The organism is Streptococcus sp. CL5.50 (genome assembly GCF_049738015.1).
In the GTDB taxonomy this organism is placed as follows: Bacteria; Bacillota; Bacilli; order Lactobacillales; family Streptococcaceae; genus Streptococcus; species Streptococcus mitis_CA.
In genome coordinates, this window is the sequence record NZ_JBKOTR010000021.1 from 1 (window position 1) to 15,419 (window position 15,419).

The window sequence follows — 15,419 nt, forward strand, 5'->3', positions numbered from 1 at the left end:
TAAAAAAAGAAGATGACGAATCATCTTCTCAAAAACTATAAGTTTTTAGTCTTCTTTTTTCTTGCGTGCCACAAGACCAAATCCACTCAATACTCCAAGAAGTCCAAGTGCTGCTAGGCTAGCATGATCTTCTGTACCAGTGTTAGGCAATTCTTTTTGACCTTCAACATATTTAGGTGTTGCTGGTTTAGCAGTTGTATCAGTTGCTACTGTTGCATCTGCTTGAGCTGGTGCCACTGGTTGAGTTTGATTTGGTGTTGCTGGTTGTCCTGGTTCTGCTGGAGCTGTTGGAGCTGCAGGTTGTTCAGGAGCAGTTGGTCTTGACGGAACATTTTGTGGAGTAGGAGTTGGTCTGTAGTTGTTACCACCATTCCCACCACCATTGTTTGGTTGTGACTCAGAACCACGTTTTGGAGTTACTGTTACTGGTACTTCTAACTCAACTATTTCTCCTGTTGGTAATTTCACCTTAACCTTAACTCCTGGTTTTTTCCCAGCTGTTTCTGTTGTTGGAATTACCCAGTTCTCTTCGATGATTTCCCATCCTTCTTCTTTAGGAAGTTCGATATGTTTCTTAACATCATCTTTAGTAATAGGTGTTCCTACTTCTACTTCGATTGGAGTTACTTTTGGTGTTACGATTACTGGTACTTTTACTGTAACTGTTTTTCCATTTGGTAATTTCACTTCTACTGGCACCGTTGGTTTTTCACCTGGTGTTGTTGTCGCTGGAATTTCTCCAACTTTTGTGATTTCCCATCCTTCTGGTAAGTCAACATGTTTTTTAACATCTTCTGCTGTGACTGGAGTTCCTACTTCTACTACTACTGGAGTTACTTTTGGTGTTACAATTACTGGCACTTGTACTGTAATTGTTTTTCCATTTGGTAATTTCACTTCTACTGGCACCGTTGGTTTTTCACCTGGTGTTGTTGTCGCTGGAATTTCTCCAACATTTGTAATTTCCCAATCTTTTGGTAGGTCAACATGTTTCTTAACATCTTCTGCTGTGACTGGAGTTCCAACTTCCACTACCACCGGAGTTACTTTTGGTGTTACGATTACTGGTACTTTAACTTCTTTAGTAGCAATAATGTTTCCATCTTTATCTTTATACTCAACTGTTACAGTTACAGAGTCTTTTTCACCCGCTGTTTCTGTTCCTGGAGTTGTTAATGGAGTTTCTTTAACCGTTACTGTTACACCTTCTGGTAAACCTTTGGTATTTTCAGCTGATTCTTTTACTTTATCAGCAACAGCTTTTTCAAGTGTACCTTTATCAGTATCTTTCGGTACGACGACACCTTTTGGAGAAACTTTTGGCAATACTGTTACTGGTACTGTTACAACTTCTTCTCCCCCATCTTTATAAGTAACTTTCGCTGTTACTTTAACATCATTAGCTCCAACTTTACCTTCTGTTGTTGGGATAGCTTTGTTGATATCTTCATCAGTGACAGGTGTTTTAGTTCCATCTGTATCAGGAGTGATTGCTTTGTTTACATCATCAGCTTTTGGTTGGTCACCTTCTACAACGTAGACTGGTTTAACATCTGAACCTTTAACATTGACTGTTACTGGAATTGTAGTTGTATAGTCTTTTCCATCAACTGTGTATGTTACTGGTACTTCTACTGTTGTTACTCCAGTTCCTTTTTTAGCTGTTACTTTGTCTTCAATAGCTTTTGTTACATCACCTACAGTTACTTTCGCATCTTTTGGTAATTTATCTGTAAAGTCTTTTGCTTTAATTGCTTCATCAGCTTTAGCTTTTGCTAATTCTTTCAGTTTTTCTGGAGTTGTTCCTTTAGTTACTGTTACGTCCGCTTTTGCTACTGGTAATACTGTAACTGGTACTTTTACTTTTTCAGTTACTTTTCCATTGTCATAAGTTACTGGTACTTCTACTGTTACATCTGTAGCTCCAGCTTTTCCAGCTGTTTCTGGTAATGTTGTTGGTTCTCCAACTGTTCCACCTTGTCCTGGTGTTACAGATTCTTTAACTTTATCTTTTTCAGGCGTTGTTCCTTCAAACACAACTACTGATTTTGGAGTTGATCCAATTACTGTTACAGGAACTTCTACTTCTTTTGTTCCAATAACGTTTCCTTTATCATCAGTATATTCAACAACAACTGTCGCAGGTTTTGGTTTTCCTGTTTCAGTTACTTCAGCTGTTGTTGGTGTAGTTCCTGCTTTCACTTCTTTAACTTTTACAGTTACACCTTCAGGAAGTTTATCTTTTGGTAATGCAGCTACTACTTCTTCAGCTTTAGCTTTAACTGCAGCTTCTAAGTTTTCGCTTCCTTTAAGAACTGTTAATCCTTCAGGTTTCACTAATGGTAATACTTTAACGACTGCAGGTACTTCTACAAGTTTGTCTTCGCCATCTTTAGCTACTACTGTTACTTTCTTATCTCCTGGTGTTGTTGTATCTACTTCACCATCTTTATAAGTAAATTTAGTTCCTTCTGGATATTGGTCAGGATCGATACTTTCATCAGCTGATGGTTGTGGTTTAGCAGGGTCTTCAAACACATATTGTGTCTTAGGATCTACTACCATTACTTTAGCTGGTACTTCTACAATTGTTTTTCCATCTAATTTAGCTACAACTGTTACTTCTTTTTCACCTGCTGTTGTTGTATCAACTGGTTCTTTATATTCAAATTTAGTTCCTGTAGGATATTCATCTGGAGTAATGCTTGATTTAACATCAGGTTGTGGTTTCTTAGAATCTGCAACAACAAATTGTGGTTTACTATCTACTACACGTACTGTTGCTGGTACTTTTACTAATTCGTTACCATCTTTATCCGTTACGATAACCTTAACTTCTTTATCTCCAGTTGATGATGTATCCGGTTCTTTTTCATATTTGAATTTTGCACCTTCTGGATAATCAGCTGGATCAATGCTATCTTCTGCTTTTGGAGCAGTTTTTGGATCTACTGGTACAATTTGTGGACTACCTTCTACTACTGTTACTGGAACTTTAATTACAGTAGTTTTTTCTTCACCATTAACTGTATATTTAACAGTTACTGGCACTTCTCCATCTTCAGTTAATGCAGGGATTTCTCCAACTGTCATATTATCTTTATCAAATGTTACTCCGTCTGGAAGTTTGTTTGTATAAGTTTCACCAAGTGCTGCTTTTGCTTTTTCAAGAATTTTAGCTTTTGCATCTTCTTTATCACTGTTCTTAGCAACTAGAATTTCGTCTGCTTTTGGTTTTGGTAATACAGTTACAGGTACTTCAACGTTCTCTGTAATTGTAGTTCCATCTACATTGTAAGTAACTGTTGTTGGTACTTTAAGACCTGTTTGTCCAACTTTACCATTAGTGTCAAAGATATCAGTTGCTTGTGGTTCGTTAGCTTGACCAGCTTTTTTATTAATTTCAGCTGGAGTTACATTTTCTTTAACAGTTGTTGGAGAAATTTCATCGCCTTCAAATACTACCAATGGTTTAGTCGTTGATTTAACAACGTTTACTTCTACGTCAACAGTAGTTTCATATGTTTTACCGTCTGCTGTATAAGTTACAGGAACTTTAACAATTCCACGTCCATCTTCAGCGATTTTAGTAATTTCTACTTTATCTTTAGAGCTAATTGTAACGTTTGAAAGACTTCCAGCAGTATCACCAAGTGCTGCTGTTGCTTTCATTTTTTCTAATAATTGAGTGAAGTTAGCAGATGCAACTTCTTCTTTAGCTTTCGCGATTGCCACTTCTTTTAATTGATCATCAGTCGTATTAATTGGAACAGTAACAACTGTACTTCCTTTTAAGCTGTTGATAAAGATAACTTTTCCATATACATAGTCAGGGTTGTCAGAATCTGCAAGACCATTACGGTTAAATTGGTTTGAATAAGCAGGATCTCCACCTAATGCAGTGTATGAATATAATCTGTTTCCTAAAGCGTCAGTATCTCCAAATCCACTTTTCACTGTTACTTTGAAATCAGCTGGTCCAATGAAATTATCTGCAGTTGTAAATGGAATTTCTGTTTTACGTGACCCACCTTCAGCAGCTGGCATACGATTTCCTGCAGGAACTTTATAAGTAATTGTTCCACCTTGTGTTTTATCAGCAGGATCATTTGGTGTCCAGACAATATCATTTGCATAAGTGTTTCCTAAATATGCGCCCCCACCATTAGCATCATAGATTTTATCTTCTAATGTTACGCCTTTTGGAACTTTAACAGTTACTTCTACTTTTTGAGCTGTGTAATAATCAATATTCATTCCACCAGTGTTTTTAATATCGATATCAAATACACCTTTTTGGCCTTTTTCATAAATAGTGTCTTTTGTATATCCATACTCATCTTCTTTATTTTGAGAACGAACATTTGTTACTACTTCTGCAGCAGGTGCTGTCGCAATACCAATCCCACCAATAATATAACCATCTTTTAATTTGATATTATTATCATTGATTAATGAATTTGTCCCTTGTTCTCCTGCTTCAATTAACACCTTAACTTTAGTAGTACCTTCAGGGATATCATAAAGTCTATCTAAGTGTGTCCAACCAGTTCCAGAATAAGGTCCTTGTTCTGTTGTTAATGCTCCATCTTTACCATCAACTGGTTTGATTTCAGCACCAGTGAATGCATCAACAATTTTTAATTTAACGCGTTCCCCAGCATCTGTTGCTGTAGAACCACCATATGCTCCACTGTGAATTAAACTTACAGTTAAACGAGAAAGTGCATTTACATCATATTCTTTAGAAAGAGTTGTTCCTTGACTACCTAATTCTAAGTAATAATCACGGTTCTTAACTTCTCCAAATGTATTATTCTGCATTCCTAGAACTCTTTTACTAGAATCCTCTGAAGCTCTTCCAGTAATTGTTGGCATTGCTAGTGGTACTAAACCACTACCATTAACGTAACTTACTTCACCTGAAGTTTGATATTTGATTAATTCACCATCATTTGTATAAACTTTAGATTTCCATACTTCACGATCACTTGTATTACCATCTTTATCTGTAACATTCGTTACATCAAGTGGTTTAACCGCATTAACTTTTTCACCATTTTCAATTTTCCAACCATTTAACATACCAGCTTCTGCGTCAGCTTTTGTAATAGCTTTTTCTTGCCAGTTGTATGTTGCACTACCAATTGGATCTTTTGCATCTGGTAGATTTTTGATTTTATTTGTTAAATCACGTCCGCTTTCATATTGCTTAGCTACAGTAAATGATTTTTTATCTGCATCTGAGAAAGTTACTTTATCTCCAAAACCTTCTTTTAAGCTTTCAAACACACCATTAGAAGGGTTGTTTCCATAACCAGCATGGTTTTCACTTACTGGAGCTCCTAAATCAGCTTTTCCATCTAAGTATAATTTTAATAAATCACGTTCAGATTTAACTGCTTCCGCTTGTTTGCTCATTTCTTTAGCTGATGTTGCTTCTGCAGCATTCGCTTTCGTTACTACACCATTAGCTTTTTCAATAACTTTAGTGTAAGTATCAATTACTGCTTGATCTTTTTTATTCGAATCTTTTGCTTTTTGTTCATCAAGTTTAGCTTGAATTTTAGCAATATTTGCTTGTAATTCAGTTAAAGCGTTATCTCTTTCAGCTTTGTATTTAGCTGCTTCTTCTGCCGAGTTAGCTGCACTTGTATCTACTGTTCTAAACCCACTTTCACCTTGTCCAGGAATCGCTTTTCCATTACGTGAATCTTGGTTTTTGTTTTCTTTTTCTTCTTTCTTCTCTGCTTTTGCTTTCGGCATACTTTCAAGAACGAAAGCTTTGTTATTCAATTCTTTAGCAGCTTTATCTACATCTGCTTGTGTTGCTTTTTCGTTTGCTTCTAAAGCTTTTGCATTTGCTAGTTCTGCTTTTGCTGCTTCAATGGCGGAGGCAGTCTTTTCAGTTAGAACTGCTTTGCCAAGGGCTGCTTCCATACGAGCAACAGCTGCTTCCAACTTGCTTGTGTCAGCCTTTGTAGTTGGTGCTGGTGCTGGTGCTGGTGTTGCTGGTGCTGGTGTTGCTGGTGCTGGTGTTGCTGGTTGCTCAGCTGTTGATGTAGCAGTTCCAGTTGAATCTACAGGCTTGCTTGAATCTGCTTGATTTCCAGCATCAGAGTTAACCTTTTCGCTAGTCACTGTAGTTGATGTACCTTGCTCGTGAGCCTGAACAGTTGCTGCTCCACCAAACATCATGTAAGCTGCTACAGCTACTGATGCCGCACCAAAACTATACTTACGGATTGAAAAGCGTTGCACTTTTTGTCCGTGATTTTTTTCCATTCTTGAATACATGGTTTCTCCTTTTTTATTTATATGTTATTAAACTGGAATAATGTTGAAATGTTTAATATTCACTTCCTTTCCTGCTTAAGAACGAAGTCTTAAACTAGTCTCAACACAATATCCGCTAGTCCGATTTTATCATATTTCCCAGAATATTGTCAATCAAAAAGAGCTTTATGCTCGTATTTTTATATATTATTTTTGTACCCAAAATTCAAAAAAAGAAGGAATCCTCCTTCTTTTTTTCATAATAACTTTTTATTTTATTTTTAAGGTTTAATACGATGCAACATACGTGGGAATGGAATAGCTTCACGGATGTGTTTTGTTCCTGCTGCGAAGGTTACCATACGCTCGATACCGATACCAAATCCTCCGTGTGGAACTGTACCGTATTTACGAAGGTCAAGGTAGAATTCATACTCAGTACGATCCATGCCAAGTTCATCCATTTTTGCGACAAGGGCATCGTAGTCTTCCTCACGCATAGAACCACCGATAATTTCTCCATAGCCTTCTGGAGCAAGCAAGTCTGCACAAAGCACGCGCTCTGGATTTCCAGGAACTGGTTTCATGTAGAAGGCCTTGATGGCTGCTGGATAGTTCATGACAAATGTTGGCACACCAAAGTGGTTTGAAATCCAAGTTTCATGTGGTGAACCAAAGTCATCACCATGCTCAAGATGTTCGTAGTCAGCATCTTCATCATTCTCATGCTCTTGCAAGAGGTCAATGGCTTGATCGTAAGTGATACGTTTGAATGGCTCTGAAATGTAGCGTTTCAAGAGTTCTGTATCACGTTCCAAAGTTTCCAAGGCTTGAGGCGCACGGTCAAGAACACCTTGAAGAAGAGCTTTCACATAAGCTTCTTGCAAGTCAAGTGACTCATCATGTGTCAAGTATGAGTACTCTGCGTCCATCATCCAAAACTCAGTCAAGTGACGGCGTGTTTTTGATTTTTCAGCACGGAATACGGGACCAAAGTCAAAGACACGACCAAGGGCCATCGCACCTGCCTCTAGATAAAGCTGACCTGATTGGCTCAAGTAGGCTGGCGTTCCGAAGTAGTCTGTTTCAAAGAGTTCTGTTGAATCTTCCGCCGCATTTCCTGAAAGAATTGGGCTATCAAACTTCATAAAGCCATTCTTATCGAAGAACTCATAAGTCGCATAGATAATAGCATTACGGATTTGCATCACGGCCACTTGCTTACGAGAACGAAGCCACAAGTGACGGTTGTCCATCAAGAAGTCTGTTCCGTGTTCTTTTGGTGTGATTGGGTAGTCTTGAGATTCACCAATCACTTCGATGTCTGTAATGTCCAACTCATAGCCAAACTTAGAACGTTCATCTTCTTTGACAATACCTGTCACATAGACAGACGTTTCTTGGCTCAAGCGTTTGATAACATCAAACTTCTCAAGTCCCACTTCTTCACCAAATTTTTCGACAAAGTTTGGTTTAAAGGCTACACCTTGGAAGAAGGCTGTTCCGTCACGCAATTGCAAGAAGGCGATTTTCCCTTTTCCTGATTTGTTGGCAACCCAAGCACCAATCGTCACTTCTTGACCAACATAGTCTTTTACATCAATAATCGTTACACGTTTTGTCATTATTTTTCCTTTTCTTTTTCTTTTATTTTTCCATAAATTCTTTCAAGCGTTTAACTGCTTCTTTAAGCGTGTCTAGGTCTGTCGCATAGCTGAGGCGGACATTTTCTGGCGCTCCAAAGCCAGCTCCTGTTATGAGTGCCAAACCAACTTCCTCAAGAATAGCTGTTGTAAAGTCAGTCACATCTGTATAACCTTTCATCTCCATGGCTTTTTTTACATTTGGGAAGAGATAGAAGGCTCCTTGTGGTTTAACGACTTCAAAACCTGGGACCTCACATAATAGCGGATAAATGGTATTGAGACGCTCCTCAAAAGCCTGACGCATGATATCAACAGACTCCTGTGGTCCTGTTAAGGCTTCAATAGCCGCATATTGAGAAACAGATGTCAAATTTGAAGTTGTTTGTCCCGTCAATTTACTCATAGCTGCAATGATTTCAGGATCACCTACCGCATAACCAACTCGCCAACCCGTCATGGCATAAGCCTTAGATACACCGTTGATAACAATAGTTTGCTTACGAATCGCTTCTGATAGACTTGAGATTGGAACAAATTCATTTCCATTATAAACAAGGCGACCATATATATCATCTGCTAAAATCAGAATGTCATGCTCAACTGCCCAATTTCCGATAGCTAGTAATTCTTCACGAGTATAGATCATACCAGTCGGATTAGATGGTGAATTGAGAACCAAAACCTTTGTTTTATCTGTCCTAACTAGTTCTAGTTGATCCACCGTGACTTTAAAATCATTGTCTTCTTTAGCTTGAACAAAGACTGGAATCCCTTCTGCCATCTTGACCTGATCTCCATAACTAACCCAGTATGGAGTTGGAATAATAACCTCATCTAAAGGATTGATTACAGCCATAAAGAAAGTATAGAGGGAGAACTTGGCACCTGTAGCAAAGGTAACCTCGTTACTTGCGACAGAATAGCCATAGTAGCGCTCGAAGTAGGTATTCACCGCAGCTTTTAATTCTGGTAGACCTGAAGCTACTGTATAGAAGGAAGCCTGTCCTTCTCGAATAGCTTTAACTGCTGCATCCTGAATATTTTCAGGAGTGTGAAAATCTGGTTGTCCCAAGGTCAAGAAAAGGACATCCTTACCTTGAGCTTTTAATTTTTTTGCTCTCGCATCACTAGCTAAAGTAACACTTTCTTCCATTTCTAAAACACGCTTGGATAGTTTCATAAGCCCTCCTTATTGAGCAATGCTCCTGTTTCAAAATCTACTAGATAAAAATCAGATCCTGACTTAACTTCCCAGATTGGCTTGTCTTGATAACGGCCAAAGGTAATCTTGTCAATCTCGCCAGCTCCTTTTTCCTTCGAAACAGCTTCTGCTTTTTCTTGTGAAATACCCTGATTTAGCTGATAAACGTAAATCTTATGGTCATCTTTTCCAATCAGAACAGCAAGCGCTTCTTGCTGTTTATTATGACCAAGAACACTGTAGTAAGATTCCAAGCCATTGTATAAATCAACCTGATCAGCCTGCTCTAATCCTGCATACTGCTGAGCTAATTTTTCTCCTTCACTTTTAGCTGTTTGATAGGGTTTCATACCGAGAGAAACCAGATACAGAAAGGAAGCACTGATAACCACAAACAAAATCGTCATCCCTAGACCATACTGCCACAGTAGATTATTTTTTGCTTTGTTTTGTCTTTTTTTCACTCGTCTATTTTACCATCTATTGGGCTTTATTACAAGTGAATATAGGAACAATCGCATTTTATTTCTGCCTTCAAAGTAAACCGATTTTTCTTAGTTAAAACCGAGCAAAAAAATGAAAGACAGCTCCAAAATCAACCTATTAAAAAACCTGAGCTTGACACTCAAGTTTTCAAAAATTCTTTTAATCTATGGAATCATTTTATCATCCATTCTTTTAGCCATTTTTCCTAAAAATATAGGCAGTAGAAGGCTAATCATGACTAAAAAGAAGCCTAGATAAAGAAATGCTACTACAAAGCCTAAATTGTCAATCAACCACCCTGTCAGCGGGAAGAACACAATCATACTTAGGCTAAACATCATAGAGTAGACACTCAGCATGGTTGCCCTTACTTCACTTGGGAGGCGCTCTTGCAAATCATTGTCAAAAATCGGCTGAAAAAGAGCATATAGAGCATTACTAATCAAATAAATCAAAATATAGATTAGAGGTGTTCCAAAGTAGGACAGCATATAGGTGACTCCAGTCAGCAGCACGAGGATAGGGAAAAGCTTCAAGGCAGCATATCTCTTTCCAATCTTACTCGCTAGATAGACTGCAAGGATATTCAAGAGACTTCCAAGTAGCATAACTGCTGAAATTTGCCAGCTACTTAAATCCGGTAACTGATTTTGATAGTAAAAATAAAACATGCACATAAGTGTTCCGACAATCTGAGATAAAATCATCCAGTTAAACAGCATAGGATTTCGCTCCAACTCTTCCTTAACAGTCCAAATAATCTGTTTCATGGTCACACTATCAGCTTTTTCTAGCTTGACACTTGGTTCTTTCAGCATCCAAATCAGGAAAAGAACTATGATAGAAGTGGCAATCATGATATAGTAGGTCAGGTGCAATTGACCATGGACAAAAAATCCCGCCAACACTGTCCCCAAAGACCGAGTTCCTTCTGCTACTCCTGACATAAAACTTGAAATAGATAAGTAACGCTTCTTGAGTCCAGCCTCTACAGCCGAGTCATAGACCATTGCTGCGCTTGTTCCTGAATCAAAATTATAAGACAAGGCATTTATCGCCATAGCTAGTGCATAAATCCAAAAATTTCCTTGCCCAGCCAACATGAGAATAGAAGACACAATTCCTGCTATACGACTTAAATAAAGGTTGGTCTTATAGGAATAGCGGTCAGCTAACATACCAGATGGAATTTCACAGAGAAGACTGGTCGTATGAAAAATACTCTCCAGAAGTCCAATCTGCCAAAGAGACATGCCGTTTTGACTGAGAAAGAGAATCCAAAAACTGGTAATCCCTAGAAATGCAAAAAACTCAACTCCGGCCATCAGGCCAATATTTTTCCGATAATTTCTTATTAACATCTTTTCTCCTTAACAAGTGTATTATTATTTCTTTTGTCCGTCACTTGTTAATCTGTGCCTTACATGATCCCCACCCCTTTTAGAAGCATTCTTCAATGCCATTATTGTTCCTTTAATTATTTATGAAATGATACCGGAAAATAGCTGTTCTGCGGTTTCTATTGCGAGTTTTCTTGTTTATTTTAGCACTTATGTCATCATATTACAAGAGAATATTGGAATACTCCTATAAAATCAAAGAAAACTAAAATCCAAAAAACAGTTCTTACTTTTCCAGTGGCAACTGACTAGAGTTTCTGCAATTTTATAATTCTCAAATAAACTCTGAGCAAATTTCTTGCAAGTTGTTTTGTTTTGTTGTAATATATTTTATAACAACGAGAGAGTTCTCGGAAATTTTAGAAAAAGGAGACACATTATGTCTAAAAAAGTATTATTTATCGTCGGTTCACTACGTCAAGGTTCTTTCAACCACCAAATGGCTCTCGAAGCTGAGAAAGCACTTGCTGGTAAAGCGGAAGTTAGCTACCTCGATTATTCAAACCTTCCTCTCTTTAGCCAAGATTTGGAAGTTCCAACACACCCAGCTGTAGCTGCTGCTCGTGAAGCAGTTCTCGCTGCTGATGCCATCTGGATCTTCTCTCCAGTCTACAATTTCTCTATCCCTGGAACAGTGAAAAACTTGCTTGATTGGCTATCTCGTGCCCTTGACTTATCTGATACACGTGGTGCTTCTGCTCTTCAAGACAAGTTTGTCACAGTATCATCTGTAGCCAATGCAGGTCATGATCAACTTTTCGCTATCTATAAAGACCTCTTGCCATTTATCCGTACACAAGTCGTTGGTGATTTCACTGCTGCACGTGTTAACGACTCTGCTTGGGCAGACGGAAAATTGATTCTTGAAGAAACAGTCCTAAACTCACTTGAAAAACAAGCTCAAGACTTGCTCGCAGCAATTCAGTAAAAAATAAAGAATTTTTAAAAGTCTAAATCAATGATCGCCACCTAATAGGGTGGCATTTTTAGACTCAATCAAGATTTTCAGAAAAACATCAGCCATCCAAAAAAACCTTGAGCGTTACCACTCAAGGTTTTTTGCAGTCTTTTCCATCATGGAAAATCGTTCTAAGAATATTCTTTCATCCGAGATCTATCACTTATCATCTTCTTTCGAGAAATTAGTGACTGCTTTTGGCTGATTAATCTTCTTTTCTTCGACCTACATATAGGCTCAATAGAATACCGCTACCTAGAAGAACAGAGATATAATCAGATTGGCTTCCAGTTTCTGGTAATTTGTCCCCATGGTTTTCTTTAACTGTAGTTGGTACTACTGGGTTAGCATTTACTGGAGTTGCTGGTTGAGCCGGTGTTGGTACTACTGGTTGTTCTGGAACCGCTGGTACTGGTTTAACCGGTACTTCTGGTGTTGGAACAACTGGAGTTGGTTGTACTGGCACTTCTGGTGTCGGTACATTTGGTGTTGGTTGCGCTGGCACAGGTTTAACCGGTACATCTGGTGTTGGTTGTACTGGTACAGGTTTAACCGGTACATTTGGTGTTGGTTGTACTGGTACTGTTGGAATATCTAATTCTGGTACTTCAGTAACTTCAGGCATACCTGGTACTCCACCATTGAATTCTGGTAATTCGTGAACTTCTGGTATTCCTGGCACACCACCGTTAAATTCTGGCAATTCATGAACTGGTGGTTCTGGCATTGCAAACGTTGGTCCTTCTGGCACATTACGTGTTGGAGGAACTGGTTTGTCATTTGATGGTGTTACTGGTTTGTCTTGGCATCCACATTTTCCGTCTTTGCCGTCTCGACCATCACGTCCATCTCTACCATCTTTGCCATCTTTAATAACTGTTTTTGTCACAGTTCCATCAGAATTGATGATTGTGATTGTATGACTACCATCACCATTATCTTCAACAGAAACTTTTGGTGATTTACCATCTTTACCGTCTTTAATCACCATTTCTGTCTTACTTCCATCCGGATTAGTGATTGTTACAACGTGAGTTCCATCGTTATTATTTTTAACTGTTACAGTTGGTGAAACGCCATCTTTGCCGTCTTTACCATCTTTGATAATAGATTTGTATTCACGACCATCAGAATCTACGATTGTTAATGTATGAGTTCCGTCTCCGTTATCAACGATGTTCGCTTTTGGTGATTTACCATCAAAGATTGTAGTTGTTGTTTCTTTACCATCAGCTCCTGTCACTTTAATAGTGTGTGAACCATTGTTGTTATCAATAACTTCAAGTTTTGGTTCTTTACCATCACGAACTGTTGTTGTTGTAGTTGTACCGTCTGAGTTCACAACTGTGATAGTGTGAGTTCCATCTCCGTTATCCACAACCTTAGCAGTTGGTGATTTACCGTCACGAACTGTGGTTTCAGAAACAGTACCATTACCGTTTTCTACACGAATTGTGTAAGTACCATCATGGTTGTCAGTAACAGTTGCTACTGGTGATTTACCATCTTTAATGATTGTTTCAGTAGTTGTTCCATCACCATTTAGAACTGAGATCTTATGAGTTCCATTTTGTTCATCAGTTATAGTCACTTTTGGTGATTTACCATCACGAACTGTGGTTTCAGTTGTCACACCTTCTGGATTTGTAATAACGATTGTATGACTTCCGTCTCCATTATCACGAACAGATGCGGTTGGAGTACGTCCGTCAACACCGTCACGTCCATTTTTCACAACAAACTCATTCTTAGTTCCGTCTGGGTTAGTGATTGTTACTGTGTGGCTTCCATCTGGGTTTTCAGTAGTTGTTGCTGTTGCAGCTTTACCGTCTTTACCATCTTTGATGATAGCGTTGGTAACATTGCCGTCTCCATCCGTAACTTTAACAGTATGAGTTCCATCTCCGTTATCCGTTACTTCAACTTTTGGAGTCTTACCGTCTTTACCGTTTTTAACAACTGTTTCTTTAGTTGTTCCGTCTGGATTTGTTACAGTGATTGTGTGGCTTCCATCTGGATTTTCTGTTGTAGTGATATTGGCAGTTTTACCGTCTTTACCATCTTTAACTTTAGTTGTTGATTCAGAACCATCAGGGTTTCTAACAGTAATAGAGTGTGTTCCATCTCCATTGTCCGTTACATTTACAACTGGTGATTTACCGTCTGCTCCATTAGCTCCGTTTTCACCTTTTTCACCTTTTTCACCTTTTTCACCTTTTTCGCCGGCTACTCCTTGAGGTCCACGGATATTACCAATCTTGTTCCAAGAACCATTTTCTTTCTTGTAAACATCACCTGTGTTAGCATCGATGTAAGTATCACCATCTTTACCATCTTTAGCAGTTGGTGCAGTAACTCCACTTAATAATTCGGCACCGTTACGGCCATCTGTACCAGAAGCTCCATCTGCACCATTACGTCCATTTGTACCATTCAAGATATCACTTGTACCAATTAATTCATCCACACCTGGATCGTATTTACCGTTACCATTGTTATCATAGTATGCTGTAATACGAGTACCATCTACTGGTTGTGATGCTGTTGAATCTGAAGATGCTGGTTGAGCTGGTGGAGTTACTTCATCTGGATTATCTCCTACACTTCTTGCTCTTCTTGCACTTCTTGATGTTCCAGAAGGTTGTGAATTAGAAGTTGATCCAGCACCTCTTCTAACTGCTTCCACCAATGCATTTAAGTCAATAGTTGGTGTACGGCCATCTTTACCATTCTTACCATCTTTTACAGTGAAGGTTACTGGATCTTTACCTGGTGTTGTGATAGTTACAACAGTGCTTTGGCCATCTTGTCCACGTTGAGTAGTGATTGTAGGAGTTTGTCCATCCTGACCGGTTGCACCAGTTTCTCCCTTAGCACCATCTTGAACAAAGACTGTAGTTGGTTGTGAACCATCATGGTTATCAACAGTGATTTCTACACCCTTATGCCCTTCTTCATCCTTACGAACAGCTGTTACTGTTGGAGAGACACCGTCCACTCCATCTTTAATAACTGCAAGAGGTTTTTCAGGGTTCAATGGTTGACCTGGGTGTGCTGGATCTTCTTGGTAAACTTTAGTTTCTTTGCCATCTTTGACAGTAAGCAATGATTTACCATCACGTCCGTCCGCACCTTTAGCACCATCTTTAATCATTTCAGAACCTAGAAGTTCATCAGTTCCTGGAGTGTACTTACCATCATTGTTTTCATCTGTATAGAATGTCACAATTGTGTGTGATGGATTTCCGTTTTGTCCTTCGACACGAAGCAAATCAACTTTTGGAGTTTTACCGTTTAGACCATTTTCTCCGTTCTTAACATTTACTGTAACTGGATCTTTACCTGGAACAGTGAATGTAATGTCGGTACTATGACCATCTTTACCTGGAGTTACAGTTACTTCTGGAGTCTTACCATCTTCTCCACGTTCACCTTTGTCACCCTTAGGTCCC

The 15,419-nt window shown here is 38.7% G+C and carries 7 protein-coding genes; 1 reads left to right on the plus strand and 6 read right to left on the minus strand.

Annotation, left to right across the window (positions count from 1 at the left end):
* Positions 1–45: 45 nt before the first annotated feature.
* The 5 genes from ACLNCV_RS09540 to ACLNCV_RS09560 all read right to left on the minus strand — a co-directional run bounded on the left by ACLNCV_RS09540 (position 46) and on the right by ACLNCV_RS09560 (position 10,970).
* Complete coding sequence (locus ACLNCV_RS09540; RefSeq protein ID WP_424845147.1) at positions 46–6,297, minus strand: Rib/alpha-like domain-containing protein; 6,252 nt, start codon at positions 6,295–6,297, stop codon at positions 46–48.
* A gap of 260 nt (positions 6,298–6,557) precedes the next feature.
* On the minus strand, positions 6,558–7,901 hold the full coding sequence (asnS, locus tag ACLNCV_RS09545; RefSeq protein WP_033677725.1) for an asparagine--tRNA ligase: 1,344 nt from the start codon (positions 7,899–7,901) through the stop codon (positions 6,558–6,560).
* Positions 7,902–7,923: 22 nt separating this feature from the next.
* On the minus strand, positions 7,924–9,102 hold the full coding sequence (locus ACLNCV_RS09550) for a pyridoxal phosphate-dependent aminotransferase (protein ID WP_424845148.1): 1,179 nt from the start codon (positions 9,100–9,102) through the stop codon (positions 7,924–7,926).
* On the minus strand, positions 9,099–9,587 hold the full coding sequence (locus ACLNCV_RS09555) for a cell wall elongation regulator TseB-like domain-containing protein (protein WP_000747248.1): 489 nt from the start codon (positions 9,585–9,587) through the stop codon (positions 9,099–9,101). The genes ACLNCV_RS09550 and ACLNCV_RS09555 overlap by 4 nt, the downstream gene beginning before the upstream one ends.
* Positions 9,588–9,773: 186 nt before the next feature.
* The gene (locus ACLNCV_RS09560) at positions 9,774–10,970 is read right to left on the minus strand and encodes an MFS transporter (RefSeq protein ID WP_424845149.1); all 1,197 of its coding nucleotides are present in this window, start codon (positions 10,968–10,970) and stop codon (positions 9,774–9,776) included.
* Positions 10,971–11,388: 418 nt separating this feature from the next.
* On the opposite strand from ACLNCV_RS09560, the gene ACLNCV_RS09565 reads away from it, so the two are divergent.
* Complete coding sequence (locus ACLNCV_RS09565) at positions 11,389–11,937, plus strand: NADPH-dependent FMN reductase (protein WP_424845150.1); 549 nt, start codon at positions 11,389–11,391, stop codon at positions 11,935–11,937.
* A 235-nt stretch (positions 11,938–12,172) separates the two neighbouring features.
* Here ACLNCV_RS09565 and ACLNCV_RS09570 read toward each other — a convergent pair.
* Positions 12,173–15,419: collagen-flanked surface repeat-containing protein (locus tag ACLNCV_RS09570; protein ID WP_438828115.1), on the minus strand; the 3,247-nt coding region annotated here is incomplete at its 5' end.